The 19,988-nt window shown below is 67.9% G+C and carries 21 protein-coding genes and 1 other RNA gene; 12 read left to right on the forward strand and 10 right to left on the reverse strand.

Features of this window, described 5'->3' with window-relative positions; all coding sequences use genetic code 11:
- The first annotated feature begins 107 nt into the window (after positions 1 to 107).
- From dusB to WS91_RS18070, 8 genes are all read left to right on the forward strand, one after another.
- On the forward strand, positions 108 to 1,172 hold the full coding sequence (dusB, locus tag WS91_RS18035) for a tRNA dihydrouridine synthase DusB (protein WP_059646222.1): 1,065 nt from the start codon (positions 108 to 110) through the stop codon (positions 1,170 to 1,172).
- Positions 1,169 to 1,402, forward strand: a complete 234-nt coding sequence (locus WS91_RS18040) for a Fis family transcriptional regulator (protein WP_004194052.1) — start codon at positions 1,169 to 1,171, stop codon at positions 1,400 to 1,402. The genes dusB and WS91_RS18040 overlap by 4 nt, the downstream gene beginning before the upstream one ends.
- Before the next feature lie 44 nt (positions 1,403 to 1,446).
- A complete protein-coding gene (purH, locus tag WS91_RS18045; protein ID WP_038754153.1) occupies positions 1,447 to 3,012 on the forward strand; it encodes a bifunctional phosphoribosylaminoimidazolecarboxamide formyltransferase/IMP cyclohydrolase in 1,566 nt (521 codons plus the stop codon).
- A gap of 814 nt (positions 3,013 to 3,826) precedes the next feature.
- Positions 3,827 to 4,369, forward strand: a complete 543-nt coding sequence (gene ruvC, locus WS91_RS18050) for a crossover junction endodeoxyribonuclease RuvC (RefSeq protein WP_038754156.1) — start codon at positions 3,827 to 3,829, stop codon at positions 4,367 to 4,369.
- A 283-nt stretch (positions 4,370 to 4,652) separates the two neighbouring features.
- Positions 4,653 to 5,234 carry a Holliday junction branch migration protein RuvA gene (gene ruvA / locus WS91_RS18055; RefSeq protein ID WP_038754159.1) on the forward strand — a complete coding sequence of 194 codons (582 nt, stop codon included), beginning with the start codon at positions 4,653 to 4,655 and terminating at the stop codon, positions 5,232 to 5,234.
- 108 nt (positions 5,235 to 5,342) lie between these two features.
- On the forward strand, positions 5,343 to 6,413 hold the full coding sequence (gene ruvB, locus WS91_RS18060) for a Holliday junction branch migration DNA helicase RuvB (protein ID WP_038754162.1): 1,071 nt from the start codon (positions 5,343 to 5,345) through the stop codon (positions 6,411 to 6,413).
- Positions 6,414 to 6,439: 26 nt separating this feature from the next.
- Positions 6,440 to 7,393 (forward strand): oxygenase MpaB family protein, encoded by a 954-nt coding sequence (locus WS91_RS18065; RefSeq protein ID WP_059670730.1) that lies wholly within the window; start codon positions 6,440 to 6,442, stop codon positions 7,391 to 7,393.
- 120 nt (positions 7,394 to 7,513) lie between these two features.
- Positions 7,514 to 8,632 (forward strand): ParB/Srx family N-terminal domain-containing protein, encoded by a 1,119-nt coding sequence (locus WS91_RS18070; protein WP_059670731.1) that lies wholly within the window; start codon positions 7,514 to 7,516, stop codon positions 8,630 to 8,632.
- A 102-nt stretch (positions 8,633 to 8,734) separates the two neighbouring features.
- Here the strand turns inward: WS91_RS18070 and WS91_RS18075 are convergent, their stop codons facing one another.
- The 3 genes from WS91_RS18075 to tyrS form a co-directional block, all read right to left on the reverse strand.
- A complete protein-coding gene (locus tag WS91_RS18075; RefSeq protein ID WP_038754171.1) occupies positions 8,735 to 9,397 on the reverse strand; it encodes a histidine phosphatase family protein in 663 nt (220 codons plus the stop codon).
- Between the two features lie 34 nt (positions 9,398 to 9,431).
- Complete coding sequence (gene dtd / locus WS91_RS18080; protein ID WP_059583364.1) at positions 9,432 to 9,890, reverse strand: D-aminoacyl-tRNA deacylase; 459 nt, start codon at positions 9,888 to 9,890, stop codon at positions 9,432 to 9,434.
- 79 nt (positions 9,891 to 9,969) lie between these two features.
- On the reverse strand, positions 9,970 to 11,211 hold the full coding sequence (gene tyrS, locus WS91_RS18085; protein WP_038754173.1) for a tyrosine--tRNA ligase: 1,242 nt from the start codon (positions 11,209 to 11,211) through the stop codon (positions 9,970 to 9,972).
- Positions 11,212 to 11,380: 169 nt separating this feature from the next.
- On the opposite strand from tyrS, the gene WS91_RS18090 reads away from it, so the two are divergent.
- Positions 11,381 to 12,544: an anhydro-N-acetylmuramic acid kinase gene (locus tag WS91_RS18090; RefSeq protein WP_059670755.1), complete on the forward strand. Its 1,164-nt coding sequence runs from the start codon at positions 11,381 to 11,383 to the stop codon at positions 12,542 to 12,544.
- 109 nt (positions 12,545 to 12,653) lie between these two features.
- Here the strand turns inward: WS91_RS18090 and WS91_RS18095 are convergent, their stop codons facing one another.
- Positions 12,654 to 13,352 carry a glutathione S-transferase N-terminal domain-containing protein gene (locus WS91_RS18095; RefSeq protein ID WP_038754176.1) on the reverse strand — a complete coding sequence of 233 codons (699 nt, stop codon included), beginning with the start codon at positions 13,350 to 13,352 and terminating at the stop codon, positions 12,654 to 12,656.
- A gap of 4 nt (positions 13,353 to 13,356) precedes the next feature.
- Positions 13,357 to 14,061, reverse strand: a complete 705-nt coding sequence (locus WS91_RS18100; protein ID WP_038754179.1) for a glutathione S-transferase family protein — start codon at positions 14,059 to 14,061, stop codon at positions 13,357 to 13,359.
- A 107-nt stretch (positions 14,062 to 14,168) separates the two neighbouring features.
- On the opposite strand from WS91_RS18100, the gene WS91_RS18105 reads away from it, so the two are divergent.
- Complete coding sequence (locus WS91_RS18105) at positions 14,169 to 15,047, forward strand: helix-turn-helix transcriptional regulator (protein ID WP_059670732.1); 879 nt, start codon at positions 14,169 to 14,171, stop codon at positions 15,045 to 15,047.
- 116 nt (positions 15,048 to 15,163) lie between these two features.
- Here the strand turns inward: WS91_RS18105 and erpA are convergent, their stop codons facing one another.
- From erpA to rplM, 3 genes are all read right to left on the reverse strand, one after another.
- Positions 15,164 to 15,532 carry an iron-sulfur cluster insertion protein ErpA gene (gene erpA / locus WS91_RS18110; RefSeq protein ID WP_010106366.1) on the reverse strand — a complete coding sequence of 123 codons (369 nt, stop codon included), beginning with the start codon at positions 15,530 to 15,532 and terminating at the stop codon, positions 15,164 to 15,166.
- Between the two features lie 206 nt (positions 15,533 to 15,738).
- Complete coding sequence (gene rpsI, locus WS91_RS18115) at positions 15,739 to 16,131, reverse strand: 30S ribosomal protein S9 (RefSeq protein ID WP_038754186.1); 393 nt, start codon at positions 16,129 to 16,131, stop codon at positions 15,739 to 15,741.
- An 11-nt stretch (positions 16,132 to 16,142) separates the two neighbouring features.
- Positions 16,143 to 16,571, reverse strand: coding sequence for a 50S ribosomal protein L13 (gene rplM, locus WS91_RS18120; protein ID WP_004522094.1), 429 nt, complete (start codon positions 16,569 to 16,571; stop codon positions 16,143 to 16,145).
- Here rplM and WS91_RS36000 point away from each other — a divergent pair.
- Together WS91_RS36000 and WS91_RS18125 are read left to right on the forward strand one after the other, a co-directional pair.
- Positions 16,570 to 16,788, forward strand: coding sequence for a hypothetical protein (locus tag WS91_RS36000; protein ID WP_145986723.1), 219 nt, complete (start codon positions 16,570 to 16,572; stop codon positions 16,786 to 16,788). The two genes, rplM and WS91_RS36000, sit on opposite strands and share 2 nt — an antisense overlap.
- 452 nt (positions 16,789 to 17,240) lie before the next feature.
- A complete protein-coding gene (locus tag WS91_RS18125; protein WP_038754189.1) occupies positions 17,241 to 17,663 on the forward strand; it encodes an OsmC family protein in 423 nt (140 codons plus the stop codon).
- A 96-nt stretch (positions 17,664 to 17,759) separates the two neighbouring features.
- Here the strand turns inward: WS91_RS18125 and rnpB are convergent.
- Positions 17,760 to 18,171: RNase P RNA component class A (rnpB, locus tag WS91_RS18130), an RNA gene on the reverse strand.
- 636 nt (positions 18,172 to 18,807) lie between these two features.
- Positions 18,808 to 19,932 carry a DUF3025 domain-containing protein gene (locus tag WS91_RS18135; RefSeq protein WP_152611847.1) on the reverse strand — a complete coding sequence of 375 codons (1,125 nt, stop codon included), beginning with the start codon at positions 19,930 to 19,932 and terminating at the stop codon, positions 18,808 to 18,810.
- Positions 19,933 to 19,988 lie beyond the last annotated feature (56 nt).

Consider the following 19,988-nt stretch of genomic DNA (forward strand, 5'->3'; position numbering starts at 1 on the left):
GATTGCCGACAGTTGCCTAATTCGGCGGCACCGGCGGTTACGGTAAAATGCGCGTTTTCCCTTTTCCCGACGCCCCGCCCGCGCCCCGCGCGGGCGCTCCCATTGCGATGCCCGTCCTAGGCTCTCACGTTCTGCGCAACAACCTGTTCGTCGCCCCGATGGCGGGCGTCACGGACCGGCCGTTCCGCCAGCTGTGCAAGCGGCTCGGCGCGGGCTACGCCGTGTCCGAGATGGTCGCGTCGAACGCGCAGCTCTGGAAGAGCGAGAAGACGATGCGCCGCGCGAACCACGCGGGCGAAGTCGAACCGATCGCGGTGCAGATCGCGGGCGCCGATCCGGCGATGATGGCCGAGGCCGCGCGTCACAACGTCGCGAACGGCGCGCAGATCATCGACATCAACATGGGCTGCCCGGCGAAGAAGGTCTGCAACGTCGCCGCCGGCTCGGCGCTCCTGCAGAACGAGCCGCTCGTGCAGCGGATCGTCGAGGCCGTCGTCGGCGCGGTCGGCGCGGGGCCCGACGCCGTGCCCGTCACGCTGAAGATCCGCACCGGCTGGGACCGCGAGCACAAGAACGCCATCACGATCGCGAAGCTCGCCGAGGCGGCCGGCATCTCGATGCTGACCGTGCACGGCAGAACCCGCGCCGACCTGTACCGCGGCGACGCCGAATACGACACGATCGCGGCCGTGAAGGCCGCCGTACGCATTCCGGTCGTCGCGAACGGCGACATTACGTCGCCGCAAAAAGCGAAGGCGGTGCTCGACGCGACGGGCGCCGACGCGCTGATGATCGGCCGCGCCGCGCAAGGAAGGCCATGGCTCTTCCGCGAAATCGATCATTTCCTGCAAAGCGGCGAGCTCCTGCCGCCGCCGCGCATCGACGAAATCCGCCAGGTGATGAACGAGCACCTCGAGGATCACTACACGTTTTACGGCGAATTCACGGGAGTCCGTACTGCACGCAAGCACATCGGCTGGTACACTCGCGGCCTTTCCGGCGCCAACGGGTTCCGGCACCGGATGAACACGCTCGAAACCACCCGCGAGCAGCTTGCCGCCGTCAACGAATTCTTCGACGCGCAACAGGCGCTGTCCGACCGCCTCGTCTATGTCGACGACGAAGACGGCGGCCGCGGCGAGCCGGGCGATTCTAACCAGTTAGCAGCATGAGCAAGCACAACATCGAACAATGCGTCCGCGACAGCCTGGATGGCTACTTCCGGGATCTCGACGGCTCCAATCCGCACGACGTCTATGAAATGGTGATGTCGTGCGTCGAAAAGCCTATGCTCGAAGTCGTGCTCGAACAGGCGGGCGGCAACCAGTCGCTCGCCGCGGAGTACCTCGGCATCAATCGCAACACGCTGCGCAAGAAGCTGCAGCAGCACGGCCTGCTGTAGGCGGCCGAACCGTCCCCGTTTTCCTGGCTATTGGTGGTTCCATCATGATCAAGCAAGCGCTCATTTCCGTTTCCGACAAGACCGGCATCGTCGACTTCGCGAAAGCGCTGTCCGAGCTCGGCGTCAAGCTGCTGTCGACGGGCGGCACCGCGAAACTGCTCGCCGAAGCGGGCCTGCCCGTCACCGAAGTGGCCGACTACACCGGCTTCCCGGAAATGCTCGATGGGCGCGTGAAGACGCTGCACCCGAAGGTGCACGGCGGCATCCTCGCCCGCCGCGACCTGCCCGAGCACATGCAGGCGCTCGAGCAGCACGGCATTCCGACGATCGACCTGCTCGTCGTGAACCTGTATCCGTTCGTCGCGACGATCGCGAAGGACGACTGCACGCTCGCCGACGCGATCGAGAACATCGACATCGGCGGCCCGACGATGCTGCGCTCCGCGGCGAAGAACCACCGCGACGTGACGGTCGTAGTCGACCCGGCCGACTACGCGGTCGTGCTCGACGAAATGAAGGCGAACGGCAACACGGTCGGCTACCCGACCAACTTCCGCCTCGCGACGAAGGTGTTCGCGCATACCGCGCAATACGACGGCGCGATCACGAACTACCTGACGAGCCTGACCGACGAGCTGAAGCATGCGTCGCGCAACGCGTACCCGGCGACGCTGAACCTCGCGTTCGACAAGGTGCAGGACCTGCGCTACGGCGAGAATCCGCACCAGAGCGCGGCGTTCTACCGCGACGTCGCGACGCCGGCCGGCGCGCTCGCGAACTACCGCCAGCTGCAGGGCAAGGAACTGTCGTACAACAACATCGCCGATTCGGACGCCGCGTGGGAATGCGTGAAGACGTTCAACGCGCCGGCGTGCGTGATCATCAAGCACGCGAACCCGTGCGGCGTCGCGGTCGGCAACGATTCGGCCGACGCGTACGCGAAGGCGTTCCAGACCGATCCGACGTCGGCGTTCGGCGGCATCATCGCGTTCAACCGGGAAGTCGACGAAGCCGCCGCGCAGGCGGTGGCGAAGCAGTTCGTCGAAGTGCTGATCGCGCCGTCATTCTCGGATGCGGCCAAGCAGGTGTTCGCGGCGAAGCAGAACGTGCGTCTCCTCGAGATCGCGCTGGGCGACGGCCATAACGCGTTCGACCTGAAGCGCGTCGGCGGCGGCCTGCTCGTGCAGTCGCTCGATTCGAAGAACGTGCAGCCGCGCGAGCTGCGCGTCGTCACGAAGCGCCATCCGACGCCGAAGGAAATGGACGACCTCCTCTTCGCATGGCGCGTCGCGAAGTACGTGAAATCGAACGCGATCGTGTTCTGCGGCAACGGGATGACGCTCGGCGTCGGCGCGGGCCAGATGAGCCGCGTCGATTCGGCGCGCATCGCGAGCATCAAGGCGCAGAACGCGGGCCTCTCGCTGGCCGGCTCGGCGGTTGCGTCGGATGCGTTCTTCCCGTTCCGCGACGGCCTCGACGTCGTCGTCGCGGCGGGCGCGACCTGCGTGATCCAGCCGGGCGGCTCGGTGCGCGACGACGAGGTGATCGCCGCCGCCGACGAGCACAACATCGCGATGGTGGTGACGGGCGTGCGCCACTTCCGCCACTGATTCGTACGACGCAGCGTTTCCGGCGAAACCCGGCGGTGGATCACCGCCGGGTTTTTTATCGGTCGCGCGGAACCGATGCGTGGCGAGTGACGGGTCGGGACGGCGGCTCTTTGGCATGGCGGTCGTTGGCGGCGGCGGCTCGCTGTGGCCGTACGCGGCGGGCATCGTTGGCGGCGGCGGCTCGCTGCAGTCAGCGTAGGGCGGCAGCGGCTCGCTGCAGTCGTACGCTGCGGCCGTCGTTGGGTGGCAACGGCTCGCTGCGCGGCCGTTCCTTGCGGCGGTTTCCGTTGCAATGGCGCAGTGGTTCGTCGCGGCGCTTCTTCGAAGCGGCAAGCTCGGCGGCCCGGCCATTTGAAGCGATCGCTCGCGCGAAGCCGAATTCCGTCGGAAGCAACGCCGTGTTCGGCGCTCGGTATCTCGGTATCTCGGTATCTCGGTATCTCGGCATCTCGGTATCTCGGCATCTCGGCATCTCGGCATCTCGGCATCTCGGCATCTCGGCATCTCGGCATCTCGGCATCTCGGCATCTCGACATCTCGACATCTCGACATCTCGACATCTCGACATCTCGACAGAGCGACAGCGCGACATCTCGGCATCGATTCAACCGACGGCTTCGCGCCGCTCGCACCCCGTTCCGGCGCTTGCCTCCCGACCGCACGCAACGAGCGTCCGGCGCCGGCCGCCGCGATCGCGCAGCGCTCGCATGATCCACGTTCGCCGCCCCGCTCGCGCGGCGTTGCGCCGTCCGCTTTCGCCGGGCTCCGGCGTCATTCGTGTAGTATCGGTCGCACATAGCTTTTCCGTTTCTCCATGCGAATCCTCGGCATCGACCCCGGCTTGCGCGTCACCGGCTTCGGCGTGATCGACGTCAGCGGCCATCGGCTCGCGTACGTCGCGAGCGGCGTGATCAAGACGCCCACCGCCGACCTGCCCACGCGGCTCGGCACGATCTACGACGGCGTCTCGACGCTGATCCGCGAGCACACGCCCGATCAGGCGTCGATCGAAAAAGTGTTCGTCAACGTCAATCCGCAATCGACGCTGCTCCTCGGCCAGGCGCGCGGCGCCGCCATTTGCGGGCTCGTGTCGGGCGGCCTGCCCGTCGCCGAGTACACCGCGCTGCAGCTCAAGCAGGCGGTGGTCGGCTACGGACGCGCGACGAAGGAGCAGATGCAGGAAATGGTCGCGCGCCTGCTGAGCCTGTCCGGACTGCCCGGCACCGACGCGGCCGACGCGCTCGGGATGGCGATCTGTCACGCGCACGGCGGCAACACGCTCAACACGCTCGGCGGCATCGCGCCCGCGCTCGCGAAGAAGGGGCTGCGCGTTCGGCGCGGGCGGCTCATCGGATAAGGCGGCCGGCTCGACGTGTGCCGCCCGCGCGGGTGGAAACCGTGTTTGCCCGGATCGATCCCGATCAACGAGACGGCTTTCGCGACGGCGCCCCAATGAAGAATCCCTGCCCGGCATCGTCCGCCAAGCCGGGATCGGGCTGACCATCCCATGGCGCCCGGCGACGCCAAGCGGATGCCGCCCGCTCCACCGCCCGCATCGGGCTTCGCGCGCGTTCGCGCCGCTGCCGCTCGCGCCCCGCGGTGCGCTACACTCGCGCTTTCCGTTCCGTCCCGCACTCGCCATGATCGGTCGCATCGCCGGCACCCTGCTCGAAAAGAACCCTCCGCACATCCTCGTCGACTGCAACGGCGTCGGCTATGAAGTCGACGTGCCGATGAGCACGTTCTACAACCTGCCGCACACGGGCGAGAAGGTCGTGCTGCTGACCCAGTTGATCGTCCGCGAGGACGCGCACCTGCTGTACGGCTTCCTCACGCCGCAGGAGCGCTCGACGTTCCGGGAACTGCTCAAGATCACGGGCGTCGGCGCGCGGATGGCGCTCGCCGTGCTGTCCGGGATGAGCGTCGCGGAGCTGTCGCAAGCGGTCACGCTGCAAGACGCCGCGCGCCTGACGCGCGTGCCGGGCATCGGCAAGAAGACAGCCGAGCGCCTGCTCCTCGAGCTCAAGGGCAAGCTCGGCGCAGATCTCGGCCCGCTCGCCGGCGCGGCCTCGCCTTCCGACCACGCGACCGACATCCTCAACGCACTTCTCGCGCTCGGCTATTCGGAAAAGGAAGCGCTCGCCGCGATCAAGAACGTGCCGGCCGGCACCGGCGTGTCCGAAGGCATCAAGCTGTCGCTCAAGGCGCTGTCGAAGGCGTAGCGGCTCGAACGGCGCGTCGTCGAAGACAGCTTCGCATGCCGTGCGCCGCCAGGCGACTCGGCCGTTCGGCCAGGTTGGCCGGAGCACGCCGCGCGGTACAATGGCCCCATGATCGAAACCGACAAACTCGCCGCCGAGCGGATCATTGCCGCCACGCCCGCGTCTTCGCACGAAGAGGCGTTCGAACGCGCGCTGCGCCCGCGCCAGCTCGACGAATACGTCGGCCAGGAAAAGGTGCGCGGCCAGCTCGAAATCTTCATCGAGGCCGCGAAGCGTCGCGCCGAAGCGCTCGACCATGTGCTGCTGTTCGGACCGCCCGGCCTCGGCAAGACGACGCTCGCGCACATCATTGCGCGCGAAATGGGCGTGAATCTGCGCCAGACGTCCGGCCCCGTGCTCGAGCGGGCGGGCGACCTCGCCGCGCTCCTCACGAACCTCGAAGCGAACGACGTTCTCTTCATCGACGAGATCCATCGCCTGTCGCCCGTCGTCGAGGAAATCCTGTATCCGGCGCTCGAGGATTACCAGATCGACATCATGATCGGCGAAGGGCCCGCCGCGCGCAGCGTGAAGCTCGACCTGCAGCCGTTCACGCTCGTCGGCGCGACCACCCGCGCCGGGATGCTGACGAACCCGCTGCGCGACCGTTTCGGCATCGTCGCGCGGCTCGAATTCTATGACGCCGAGCAACTGTCGCGGATCGTGCGGCGCTCGGCGTCACTGCTGAACGCGCAGATCGATCCGAACGGCGCGCTCGAGATCGCGAAGCGCTCGCGCGGCACGCCGCGGATCGCAAACCGGCTGCTGCGCCGCGTGCGCGACTACGCGGAAGTGAAGGCGGACGGCAACATCACCGCGTCCGTCGCGGACGCCGCGCTCGCGATGCTCGACGTCGATCCGGTCGGCTTCGACCTGATGGACCGCAAGTTGCTCGAAGCGATCCTGCACAAGTTCGACGGCGGACCGGTCGGCGTCGACAACCTCGCCGCCGCGATCGGCGAGGAGCGCGACACGATCGAGGACGTGCTCGAGCCGTACCTGATCCAGCAGGGCTTCCTGCAGCGCACGCCGCGCGGCCGCGTCGCGACGCTCCTCACCTACCGGCACTTCGGGCTCGCCGCGCCGGACGCCGCGAGCCCCGTGCGCAACCTCTGGGGCACGCCGGACGCCGAGGGCTGACGCCCCCCGTCCCGACGAGTCGACCGATGTCCGCCCCGCTTCGCGACCGCCCCGCCCGCTCCCCGATCGGACATCCGCTCATCGAGCGCGTGCGCGCCCGCGTCGCGGGCGGCGTCACGCATCTGACGTCCGGCAGCGGCCCGTCGCTCGACTACTCGTCGCCGCCGGGCGACCCGGGCCTCTTCGGCCCCGACGCGGTGTGCTGGAAGGTGCATGCCGATTTCACGTCGATGATGACGGGCGGAATCTCCGCGCTGCTGCTGCAGGCGCTGCACCCGCTCGCGCTCGCGGGCGTGTGGGACCATTCGACGTTCCGCACCGACATCCTCGGCCGCCTGCGCCGCACCGCGACGTTCATCTCCGGCACGACGTACGGCAGCCGCGCCGATGCGCTGAAGCTGATCGAACGCGTGAAGGCGATACACGAGACCGTCGTCGGCACGGGGCTCGATGGCCGCCCGTATCGCGCGAGCGATCCCGCACTGCTCACGTGGGTGCACGTCGCCGAGGTGTCGAGCTTTCTCGCCGCGCACCTGCGCTACGTGAATCCGCTGTTGCCGGGCGCCGATCAGGACCGCTACTACGCGGAAACCGCGCGCATCGCCGAGCTGCTGGGCGCGACGAACGTCCCGAAAACGCGCGCCGACGTCGCCGCGTACTTCGCCGCGACGCGCCCCGAGCTCGAAGCGAGCGAGCGCACGCACGAGGTGGTACGGACCCTGATGAACGTGCCGGTGCCGAGGCCGGCGATGCGCCCCGCCGCCGCGCTCCTTTTCAACGCCGGCGTCGATCTGTTGCCGACGTGGGCGCAACAGATGCTCGGCCTGTCGTCGCTCGCGCCGGTGCGCCGCGCGCTCGTTCGGCCCGGCGTGCGGATCGTCGCGCCGGTGATCCGCTGGGCGCTCGTCAACGGCGTATCGAAGCGCGCACGCCGGCGGGTGTCCGCCCGGCCGGAGCAGCCGGGCCCCAACGGCACGTAGCCCAACCCGTCGCGTTCATTTCAAATACCTGTCACATCCATTCGCGATGCTGACGGGGCCGCACGCGCATCAATCGCGCGTCGCCATCCCCGCCAAACCCACCATCGACACCAGCCAACGATGCCGCGTCCGCTCTTCCGTCTCGTCGCCGCCACCGCCTTTCCGCTCGTCGCCGCGCTCGCCCCACCGATTGCCGCCGTCGATGCGGGCGCCGCCGGCTCCACGCGCGGCCACGCGACGCAGCCTGGGCCGAGCGCGGGCAGCCCGTCGCCGAAGGCGCCCGCCTCCGCGCCGGGCAAATGGAAAGGCGCGCGCACGGGCGACATGCTCGACGTCGCGCTCGGCGAACTGCATCCGACGCAAGGCGCGCTCGGCTACGACCAGATCTATTACAAGCTCGGCCGCTACGAACGGCAGCCCGACAAGAAGTTCGACGACTTCTGCGCGGACGAAGGGCTCGGCGGCCTCGCGTCGAACGGCTACGCGACGCAGTCGACGTTGCGCGACGCCGCGAGCTACGCTTGCGCGACGAGCGCCGACGCGCGCGGGCGCGCCGTGCTCAATCCCGTCGTCATCGGGCCGAACGGCGACATGCTGTACGTGACCGACGGCCACCACGGCCTGTCGACCTATTACGAGACGCCCGACGGCGGCGCGTCGCTGCACGTGCACGTCGTCGTCAAGGACAACCTGAGCGACTACTCGGGCGCGGCGTTCTGGCAGCAGATGCAAAGCCGCGGCTACACGCGCCTGAAGGACGGAAACGGCCGGCCGATCGCGGCGGACCAGCTGCCCGCCGGCCTCGGCCTGAAGCTCGGCATGCAGGACGACCGCTACCGGTCGCTCGTCTATTTCACGCGCGACATCGGCTATGCGAAGCCCGCGCAGGCGACCGACTATCTCGAGTTCTACTGGGCCGACTGGCTGCGCCAGCAGCCGGAAGCGTTCTCACTCGCGGGCTACGACCTCGCGCGCGCGGGCGCGACCGATCCCGACCCGGCGACGGCGGACACGGGCTACCTGAATGCGGTGTGGAATGCGTCGGCGCGGATGGTCGCGTCGATCGATCCGGTGATCGACGGCAAGACGGGCGCGGACCTCGGCCGCGCCGATCAGATCAACGGCGGAAAGAAATACGGCAAGGGGGAATTCGACAAGCTGCGGCAGCCGATCACGGCCGACAAACCCGGCAAGATCGCGTACGCGCTCGATTACAAGTCGCGCCGCGGGCTGCGCTGAAGCGCGGCGGCGGCTAAGGCCATGCGCCGCGACGATCCGGAGCGCCTCGCGGCCGCGCCCACGTTCAGGCTCGCGCGCGCGAAGCTCGCGACCGCTCGCCCGTCACAGCACCTTTCGATAGCCGTCGTCGTCGCTCGCGTCGCTCAGGTGATCGACGTCGGCCCAGCGCACGATACGCGCGCGGCCATCGTCATAATCGACGACGTTCACGCTCGTGTTCAACAGCGCGTGCTTGCGCGGCGCGTCGAGCGGCAGATCGTTCGCGAAACGGTATACGCAGTCGAGCACGCCGCCATGCGCGACGCACGCGATGCGCCCGCCCGGATGCGCGGCGACGATCCGCTCGACCTCGTGCAGCACGCGGTGGTAGAACGCGCGGTGCGATTCGCCGCCTTCCGGCTCGAAGCCGGGATCGCGTGTCTGCCACTGCGCGAACGCGTCGGGAAATCGCGCCTCGATCTCGACGCTGTCGTGCCCCTGGAACACGCCGTACGCGCGCTCGCGCAGCCCTTCGCGCAGCGCGAGCGGCAGGCCGAGCGCATCGGCGGCCGGCTGCGCGGTCTGCCGCGCGCGCGACAGGTCGCTCGAATAGACGGCATCGATGCGCGCGCCGGCGCGTGCGTCGCGCGCGAGCCGGTCGGCCAGCTGCCGCGCCTGCGCGAGCCCCGTGTCGGCAAGCGGAATGTCGATGTGGCCTTGAATCCGCTTGATGCGGTTCCAGGCCGTCTCGCCATGGCGGATGAAGAGAATCTGCGTCGTGGCCATCGGTGCGGTCTCGAATCGAAGCGTCAAGGGCGTGTCACGGGCGCGTCTGCAACCAGAACGTCACGGGACCGTCGTTGACGAGCGACACCTGCATGTCGGCGCCGAACTCGCCCGTCGCGACGATCGGATGGCGCTCGCGCGCCGCGCGCACGAAGTAGTCGAACAGGCGCTCGCCCTCGTCGGGCGGCGCGGCGGGCGTGAAGCTCGGGCGCAGGCCGCTGTTCGTGTCGGCCGCGAGCGTGAACTGCGACACGAGCAGCAGGCCGCCCGCGCGCCCCGCGCCGTCGATGTTCGACACGGGCAGGTTCATCTTGCCCGCCGCATCGCTGAACACGCGGTAGCCGAGCACCTTCGCGAGCAGCCTGTTCGCGACCGCCTCGGTGTCGCCGCGCTCCGCGCAGACGAGCGCGAGAAGACCGGCGCCGATCTCGCCCGTCACGCGGCCGCCGACGCGCACGTCGGCGCGCTTCACGCGCTGGATCAACGCGATCATGCGCGCGCCTGCGTCACGCGCGCGGCGCGAACGATGCACGCGGCGCGCGGCGCGCGGCGCCGAGCGGCGAACCGCGCGCTCATGCGGTGAGCGTCACGCGCGCGAAGCGGCGCTTGCCGACTTGCACGACGAATTCGCCCGCGTCGAGCTTCAGCGCCTTGTCGGACACCGTCGCGCCGTCGATCTTCACGCCGCCCTGCTCGATGTTGCGCAGCGCCTCGCTCGTCGACGGCACGAGCCCCGCCAGCTTCAGCAACTGGCCGATCGCGAGCGGCGCGCCCGCGAGCGTCACCGTGGGAATATCGTCCGGCACGCCGCCCTTCGCGCGGTGGTTGAAGTCCTCGAGCGCGCGCTCGGCGTCCGCGCGCGAATGGAAGCGCTCGACGATCTCCTGCGCGAGCATCACCTTGAAGTCGCGCGGATTGCGGCCGCCCTCGGCCTCGCGGCGGAACTGCGCGATCTCGTCGAGGCCGCGGAACGACAGCAGCTCGAAGTAGCGCCACATCAGAACGTCCGAGATGCTCATCAGCTTGCCGAACATGTCGCTCGGCTTCTCGCTGATGCCGACGTAGTTGCCCTTCGACTTCGACATCTTCTCGACGCCGTCGAGGCCTTCGAGAAGCGGCATCGTCAGGATGCACTGCTGCTCCTGCCCGTACTGCTTCTGCAACTCGCGGCCCACGAGCAGGTTGAACTTCTGGTCGGTGCCGCCGAGCTCGAGATCGGCGTTCAGCGCGACCGAGTCGTAGCCTTGCATCAGCGGATACAGGAATTCGTGGATCGAGATCGGAATGCCGCCCTGGAAGCGCTTCGTGAAGTCCTCGCGCTCGAGCATCCGCGCAACCGTGTAGCGCGACGCGAGCTTGATCATCCCGTCCGCGCCGAGCGGCATCGACCATTCGCTGTTGTAGCGGATCTCGGTCTTCTCGCGGTCGAGCACGAGCGCGGCCTGCTCGAAGTAGGTCTTCGCGTTTGCTTCGATCTGCTCGCGCGTAAGCGGCGGGCGCGTCGCGTTGCGGCCCGACGGATCGCCGATCAGCGACGTGAAGTCGCCGATCAGGAAAATCACCGTATGGCCGAGATCCTGCAGCTGGCGCATCTTGTTCAGCACGACCGTGTGGCCGATGTGGATGTCGGGCGCGGTCGGATCGAGGCCCAGCTTGATGCGCAGCGGCTTGCCCGTCGCCGCGCTTTTCGCGAGCTTCTGCGCGAACTCTTCCTCGATCAGCAGCTCGTCGACGCCGCGCTTCGTGACGGCGAGCGCGTGGCGAACCTCATCGGTGATCGGGAAGGCGGGCTTGGAAGTGGGATCGGTGCTCATCGGTGCAAGAGGAAGAAATGTCGCAAAAAGAGCGATTTTCCCATAAGTTGCGCGCGGACCGCTTAACGGCGCGCTCGCATGCGCGGATAATCGGCGACGATGGCGCGCGGCGAGCCTTCCGCGCGCCCCCCATCTCGATTCCGGAGCGATGAACGTGGCGTCCAACCGCATGCAACCCGGCCATCCCGCGGATGGCGTGTATTTCGGCCTGATGTCGGGGACGAGCATGGACGGCGTCGACGGCGTCGCCGTCCGCTTCGAGGCGGGCAAGCCGCTCGCCGTGCTGTCCGAGGCGTTCGTCGGCTTCGCCGACACGCTGCGCGACGCGCTCTTCGCGCTGCAGCAGCCGGGCGGCGACGAGATCGAGCGCGAGGCGCTCGCCGCGAACGCGCTCGCCGCGCGCTACGCGGTGTGCTGCCACGAGCTGCTGCGCGCGGCGGGCCTCGCGCCCGAGAACGTGCGCGCGCTCGGCGTGCACGGCCAGACGGTGCGCCACCGGCCCGAGCGCGGCTACACGCGGCAGATCAACAATGCCGCGCTGCTCGCGGAGCTCACGCGCATCGACGTGATCGCGGACTTCCGCAGCCGCGACGTCGCCGCGGGCGGCCAGGGCGCGCCGCTCGTGCCGGCGTTCCACGCGACGGTGTTCGGCTCGCCGGACGAGACGCGCGTCGTCTGCAACCTGGGCGGCATCAGCAACATCACGATCCTGCCCGCCGCGCACGACGCGCACGACGCGCGTGACGCGCGCAACGATCCGGTGCGCGGCCTCGACTGCGGCCCGGCGAACGCGCTGATCGACGCATGGGCCGAACGCCACCTGAAACAGCCGTTCGACGACGGCGGTCGTTTCGCGGCGCGCGGCACGGTGCACGAGGCGCTCCTCGCCGCGCTCCTCGACGAGCCGTATTTCCGGCAGGGCGCGCCGAAAAGCACGGGGCGCGATCTCTTCAACGCCGATTGGCTCGACGCGAAGCTCGCCGGCTTTCCGGGCCTCGCGCCCGAAGACGTGCAGGCGACGCTCACGATGCTGACGGCGGCCACCGTCGCCGACGAAATCGCACGGCATGCGAGCGACTGCCGGGCCGTCTACGTATGCGGCGGCGGCGCGCGCAACCCGGTGTTGCTCGACACGATCGCGGCCGCGCTCGCGGCGCGCGGGCTCGACGTGCCGGTCGACACGACGGCCGCGCTCGGCGTGCCGCCGCAGCAGGTCGAATCGCTCGCGTTCGCGTGGCTTGCGTACCGCTTCAACGCGCGCGCGCCGGGCAACGTGTCGGCCGTCACGGGCGCGGCGGGCGAACGCGTGCTGGGCGCGCTGTACCCGCGCTGAGCGGGCCGGCTTCGCCAAAACCGCCCCGCACCGCACCGCTTCCGCCGAGCGACCGCGCGCACGCCGCGGCCGCGGCCGCGGCGCCGGCCCGCGCCGGCTGCCGCGCGCGTCAGCGAACCGAGCTCGCGTCCTGCCCGAACAACACGCTGCGCGAGTTCTGATCGACGGTCGGCGCAACGTTGATCTCCTTCGCCCGCTCGTACGCGCGCACGGTGGCGGGCCGTTCGGCGACCCGCGCGAACCACGCGGCGAGGAACGGGAAATCCGCGAGGCGCTGCCGCTGCCGCTCGTGCGGCACGATCCACGGGTAGCACGCCATGTCGGCGATCGAATATTCGCCCGCGATGTAGTCGCGCCCGTCCGACAGATGCTTGTTCAGCACGCCGTACAGCCGCGACGTTTCCTTCACATAGCGGTCGATCGCATACGGCAGCGGCTCGGGCGCGTACTGCACGAAGTGATGGTTCTGCCCCGCCATCGGGCCGAGCCCGCCCATTTGCCAGAACAGCCACTGCAGCGTTTCGTTGCGCCCGCGCAGGTCGGCCGGAATGAAGCGTCCGATCTTGTCCGCGAGATACAGCAGGATCGCGCCGGACTCGAAGATCGACAGCGGCGCGCCGCCGTCGGCGGGCGCGTGATCGACGAGGGCCGGAATCCGGTTGTTGGGCGCGATGCGCAGGAAATCCGGCTCGAACTGCTCGCCGCGGCCGATGTTGACCGGCACGATCCGGTACGGCAAGCCGGCCTCCTCGACGAACATCGTGATCTTGTGGCCGTTCGGCGTGGTCCAGTAGTAGAGATCGAGCATCGCGTCAGGCCTCCGCGCCGGTTGCGGACGCAAGCCGCGCGTTCTGCGGAAACAGCACGCGGCGCGCGTCGTCGTCGAAATCGGTCTTGAACGCGTGGCGCGCCTTCAGCGCCTCCGCGCGTTGCGCGGCGGGACGCGCGTTGATCTCGTCGAACAGGCGCTTCACGTTCGGCAACTGCTCCCATGCGCCGTCGCCGAGCACGAACGGGATCGCACGCGCCCAGCCCCACACCGCCATGTCGGCGATCGTGTAGCCGTCGCCGACCATGTAGCGGCGGGTGGCGAGGCGTTCGTCGACGATGCGCCAGTGGCGCCACGCCTCGAAGTCGTAGCGGTTCGCCGCATACGCTTTCGGCTCCGGCGCGAAGTGCCTGAAATGCACCGCCTGGCCGCAGTACGGGCCGATCCCCGTCGCGACGAACATCAGCCACGACAGCAGCTCGCCGCGCGCGGCGGGCGTGTCGTCCGGCAGGAACTGGCCGGTCTTCTCCGCGAGATACAGCAGGATCGCGTTGCTGTCGAACACGGTCACATCGCCGTCGACTAGCGCGGGCGTCTTCGCGTTCGGATTGATCGCCTTGAACGCGTCACCGTGCTGCTCGCCCTTGCGCGTATCGACGGGCACGAGTTCATAAGGCACGCCGGCCTCCTCGAGGAACAACGCGACCTTGGCCGGGTTCGGCGACGGGTGATAGAAGAATCGGATCATCGAATGAGTCCTCCTGGTCATGCGGGACAGTGAGCTGAGTTGCCAATGTATCGCATGCACTGAGACAATATGCGCCGACAAGTCCCAATTGCTTGACCAATCGTCCCATGAACGATCGCCTGAAAGGTCTTCTCGCCCGCTTCGAGCTGCACGCCCGCGTGTTCCACTTCGGCACGCTGCCCGGCACGTCGACATTCGATATTTGCGAGGACGGCTTCCACATGCACCTGCTGCGCTCGGGCGCCGTCTGCGTGACAGGCGGCGCGCTCGGCCTGCACGCGGTGCCCGAGCCGAGCGCGCTGTTCATCCGGCGGCCCGGCAGGTACCGGATCGAAGCGCGCGGCGGCATGCCCGCCGAGGTCTTGTCCGCTGCGATCGAATTCGGGCTCGGCGACGAAAATCCGCTGCTGCGCGGCCTGCCCGATCTGCTCGCGATCCCGCTTGCATCGATGTCGTCGCTCGACGCCGTCCAGCATGCGCTGTTCGCCGAGGCAAGCGCGCCCGCGTGCGGTCACGATACGGTGATCAACCGGCTGACCGAAGTGCTCGTCGTGCAATTGCTGCGCTTCGTGATGCGCAACCGGCTGGTGGCGAGCGGCTCGCTCGCCGGGCTGTCCGACGCCCGGCTTGCCAAGGCGCTGAACGCGCTGCATGCGGACCCGGCGTTGCCGTGGACGCTCGAACGGATGGCCGCCGCGGCCGGCATGTCGCGCTCGCGCTTCGCCGCGCATTTCGCGGACACGGTCGGCGTGCCGCCCGGCGAATATCTACTCCAGTGGCGAGTGGGGCTCGCGAAGACGTTGCTGCGGCGCGGCTACGCGGTCAAGGAAATCGCGCCGGAAGTCGGCTACGGCAGCGCGAGCGCGCTCACGCGCGCATTCGCGCAATGCACGGGACACGCGCCGACCGATTGGCTCGCGCATGCGAGCGACGCAGTGCGCACGGCCGACGCAGCAGCGCCGGAAATCGGCGCGCGCGCGGCGTGAGCCGATGTAGCAGGCGCGTGCGCGATGATGCGCTCCCGCTTCGCCGCTCCGGTCGGCGACGGCGGGCCAAAAAAAACGGGGCATTCAGCCCCGTTTTTCGTCGGATGCGGATGCGCTCAGACCGAGAACGACGAGCCGCAACCGCAGGTCGTGGTCGCGTTCGGGTTCTTGATGACGAATTGCGCGCCGTTCAGATCGTCCTTGTAGTCGATCTCGGCGCCGACGAGATACTGATAGCTCATTGCGTCGACGAGCAGCACGACCCCGTTCTTGTTGAGCACGGTGTCGTCCTCGTTGACGTCCTCGTCGAACGTGAAGCCGTACTGGAAGCCGGAGCAGCCGCCGCCTTGCACGAACACGCGCAGCTTGAGCTCGGGGTTGCCCTCTTCGTCGATCAGTTGCTTGACCTTATCGGCCGCCGCGTCGGTGAAGACGAACGGAGCCGGCATCTCGGTAGTTGCCGCGGATTCGGTAACAGCGTTCATGCGAACTCTCCAAAAAACCATTGCCTGCTATTGTAGGACTGATCCGCAGATCGTGCTGGCGCAGGCGAAATCAAGTGGCGCGCCGGCGTTTTTCGCGCATTCGTTGCGCCGACGCAAGCCGGCCGCACATAAAAAAACCGCCAGTGCGAAAACTGGCGGTTTTTCTTGCAGCGATGCCGCCCGAAGGCGGCGTGCGGCACGAGCGATTAACGCTTCGAGAACTGCTTGGCGCGGCGTGCCTTGTGCAGACCGACCTTCTTACGCTCGACTTCACGGGCGTCGCGCGTGACGAAGCCCGCGCTCGACAGCGCCGGCTTCAGCGTCGCGTCGTAGTCGATCAGCGCGCGGGTGATGCCGTGGCGCACTGCGCCTGCCTGACCCGTTTCGCCGCCGCCCGTCACGTTCACCTTGATGTCGAACGTCTGGCCGTGGTTCGTGAGTTCCAGCGGCTGACGCACGATCATCAGCGACGTTTCGCGCGAGAAGTAGTCGGAGATGGGCTTGCCGTTGACGACGATGTCGCCCTTGCCAGCCTTGATGAAGACACGAGCGACTGCGCTCTTGCGGCGGCCCGTACCGTAGTTCCAGTTACCGATCATGTGGGCTCCCCTTAGATCTCGAGCGCTTTCGGCTGTTGAGCCGAATGCGGATGCGTGGCTTCAGCGTAGACCTTCAGCTTCTTGATCATCGCGTAGCCGAGCGGGCCCTTCGGCAGCATGCCCTTGACCGCCTTCTCGAGCGCGCGGCCCGGGAAGCGTTCCTGCATCTTGCCGAACGTCGTTTCATAGATGCCGCCCGGGTAGCCCGAGTGACGGTAGTACTTCTTGTCCAGCGTCTTGTTGCCCGTGACCTTCAACTTGCTCGCGTTGATGACGATGATGAAATCACCGGTGTCGACGTGCGGGGTGAACTCAGGCTTGTGCTTGCCGCGAAGACGGCGTGCCACTTCGCTGGCGACACGGCCGAGAACCTTATCCGTCGCGTCAATCACGTACCATTCGCGCGTCACCTCATGGGCTTTTGCGGAAAACGTCTTCATGATCGATCCAAAATTGATTGCTGATGCCCAAGCGTTCTTTCCTGCTTGTCTGCTCTTGGCAGGCGCTTCGTGGCGCGATGCAGGCTCTCCCTGTTCTTTTTCCGTGGGCAATGAATGCGGAAAAGCCCTGAATTATAAAGGAAATCGATTCAGGAGGTCAAAGAAATCCGACTTCCTCCGGCTTGCGCCGACGACGAAGCACGCTTCGCAGGCGTGAATTCCCCGCCGAAGGGCCAGCGAAGCTTGCATCGGACGAAAAAAAGCCCGAACCGCTGGTTCGGGCTTAATCCACCAAAGGAGGAGGGTGGAGGAGACATGCTGAGGTTGTCGCAGCGCGACAACCAATGCTTCGCATTATACGAACCGGAAGCCGTCAGCACAAGAAAAACCGCATAGAGAAATTCAATCCCATAATACGGAAACGACCCGTCTTCGGGCACTGAAAATTTTCCCTTTTAAATCAACTTCATATGCGAATTCATGTGAACAAATGCCCTTTACGGCTAGAGTAAAACCCCTAATGATCGGAGGGCGTTCGGTGCGGCCCCGAGCGGGCGCGAAGCGCCGTCGGGCGCCGCCTCCGCCCGTCTTGCGGCGCATCAGCCGACCGTTGCCGGCAGGGCTACAATGCCGAATTACAACCGAATCAAGCAACGCTGGAGCTCGCGCATGGAATGCAAAGTTAGCTGGATGGGGCAGGATGGCATGGCGTTCGCCGCCCAAACGGGCAGCGGCCACCTCGTCACGATGGACGGCGCGCCCGAAGGCGGCGGGCACAATCTCGCGCCGCGCCCGATGGAGATGGTGCTCGTCGGCACGGGCGGCTGCACGGCCTATGACGTCGTGCTGATCCTCAAGAAGAGCCGCCAGGAAGTCACGGGCTGCTCGGTGACGCTGCAGGCGGAGCGCGCGAGCGAGGACCCGAAGGTGTTCACGAAGATCCACTTCCACTTCACGGTGACGGGCCGCAACCTGAATCCCGCGACCGTCGAGCGTGCGATCAACCTGTCGCACGACAAGTACTGCTCCGCATCGATCATGATCGCAAAGACGGCCGAACTGTCGCATTCGTTCGAGATCGTCGCCGCGTAACGCGCTTCGCCCGTGGCGCGAGCGCGTGGCCGCGCGGCTCGCGAAAAGGAAAAAGGCCGGCGCCGCATGATGCGGCGCCGGCCTTTCGTCATCGTGCGGCAAAGCGGGCCGATAAGCCGGATTCTGTGCAGGCCGCGCATCCGAAGACGCGCGGCCCGTGGCAGCCATTCCTCTAGGCGCGCCATTGCTGACGCGCTCAAGCTTCCTACCCGCAGACGAGACGGGGGCACCGTCCTGCATCCGAAGATGCGCGCCTGCCTACTTGGAATTGCTCCGGGTGGAGGTTACCGTGCCGGTCTGCGTCGCCGCAGCCGCGGTGCGCTCTTACCGCACCGTTTCACCCTTGCCTGATCCCGGCTTGCGCCGGGCCATCGGCGGTTTGCTTTCTGTTGCCCTGTTCCGCGTGTCGCCACGGATGGCCGTTAGCCATCACCCTGCCCTGTCGGAGTCCGGACTTTCCTCGCCCTTCGCGGCGAACCGCGAAAGCCGCGACTGCCTGGCCTGCTTTGCGAGCGGGATTCTAGCACCGCGGCGCGGCGCTCGCTTGGGGCGGGTTGAGTCGATGCATCGCCGATTCGGTGGTCGATCGCGCGTTGCGTGCGGATTCGCGCTAGGTTGGGACTCGTGCGCCGTTGCTTGGCGCTTGGTGCTTGGCGCTTGATTAGCGCCGGCCGACATCCGGCTCGCGCGCCCGTTCGTGCCCCTCCTGAGCTCCAGGTCCGGCTTTAGTCGGATTCTGATTTCAGCTGCGGCGCTCGCGACGAAGTTCAGGGTTGGGCGCTGTCGCTGAATGCGCGGGCACTTGGCACTTGGCACTTGGCACCTGGCACTTGGCACTTGGCACTTGGCACCTGGCACTTGGCACCTGGCACTTGGCACCTGGCACTTGGCACTTGGCACCTGGCACTTGGCACCTGGCACCTGGCACCTGGCACCTGGCACCTGGCAACTCGCAACTCGCAACTCGCAACTCGCAACTCGCAACTCGCAACTCGCAACTGGCAACTGGCAACTGGCGGCTGGCGGCTGGCGGTTGGCGGTTGGCGGTTGGCGGTTGGCGGTTGGCGGTTGGCGGTTGGCGGTTGGCAAATGATCGGCCCCCTCCGACACCACGACCGTTCAGCGCCTCCTCGCCCCCGCGGCCTCAGCCCGCGCGTGCGCGCCGGCCGCTGCGAAACACTCGCGGATCGTCGTAGAACGACGGCGTCTCGTTCGCCGCCCACCAGCCGGGCACGCCGAGCACCGGCAGAGGCGCGAACCCGCGGCTCGTCGGTTCGGTCGCGGCAAGCGCCGCCGCGACATGCTCGTCGAGCCACGCGCGGCGCTTTTCGTCCGCCCATTCGAAATACGCGGCCGGCACGTCGACGATCCACGCGTGCGCGGTGCAGCCCTTGTACGGCTCGACGAGCTTTTCGAGCAGCGCATGACCGACGATCCGCGCCTCGCAGCGCGCGCCCCACGCGGCGCGCGACGCGCACATCAAGGTCGGCCAGTCGAAACCGCGCAGCGCGGCCGCAAGCGCCGAATCCGAGGTCGCAAAGAGCGCCGCGTTCTCATCGAACAGCGTGAGCGCGTCGCGCACGGCGCCGCGCACGGGGCCGACGCCCGTTGCGTCGATCGCGCCGGCCTGGCGCGCGTTGAGCGCCGCCTTGATGCGCGGATACGCGAACCAGACGAGCGCATTGAAGAAATCATGCAGGTTGTGGCGGGTCGGGACGGCGCCCGTTAAGGCGATGTGGGTCTCGTACGCGGTTCCCGCCGGCAGCGCCGCCTGCTCGATGAAACGAAGCGGCAGGCCGCGGCCCGTCGCGCGTCGTTCGGCTCGGGCATCGTCGTTCAGCATGCTCAGCCACGCGCGCTCGCCCTGCCGCGCCGCCTGCGCCCATCGCCTGCCGCGTGCGGCGAACGGCGCGAGCCACGGCTCGGACCAATCGATTCGGTCGAAGCAGAACCCGTCGTCGGCAGAATGCGGCCCACGTCGATCGTTCGCCGCACAGGACGCACGAGACGCACGCGATTCGCGTGGATTGCCCGCGACCGCAGGGTGATCCCGGTGATCCTGGCGATCCGCGTGATCAGAGTGATCCTGGCGCGCCGGCTCACCTGCGTTGCGCGAATCGGCCGGGCCGCGCGTCGCGTCCGCCCGGTCGGCGAGCCCCGTCGCTCCCGTGCGCCGCGGATCGGCCGAGCCATGCGCGCCTTCTGGCCGCTGCGCGCCGTTCATGCCGTCCTGAGCGTCGTGATCGCCCATGCCGTGCGGCCCGTTCATCGCATCGAAACCGATGCCGTCACGCGCGGCGGCCGCGCCGGCCGCCGCGCTCCGGG

Source organism: Burkholderia sp. MSMB1498, assembly GCF_001526245.1.
GTDB lineage: Bacteria > Pseudomonadota > Gammaproteobacteria > Burkholderiales > Burkholderiaceae > Burkholderia > Burkholderia savannae.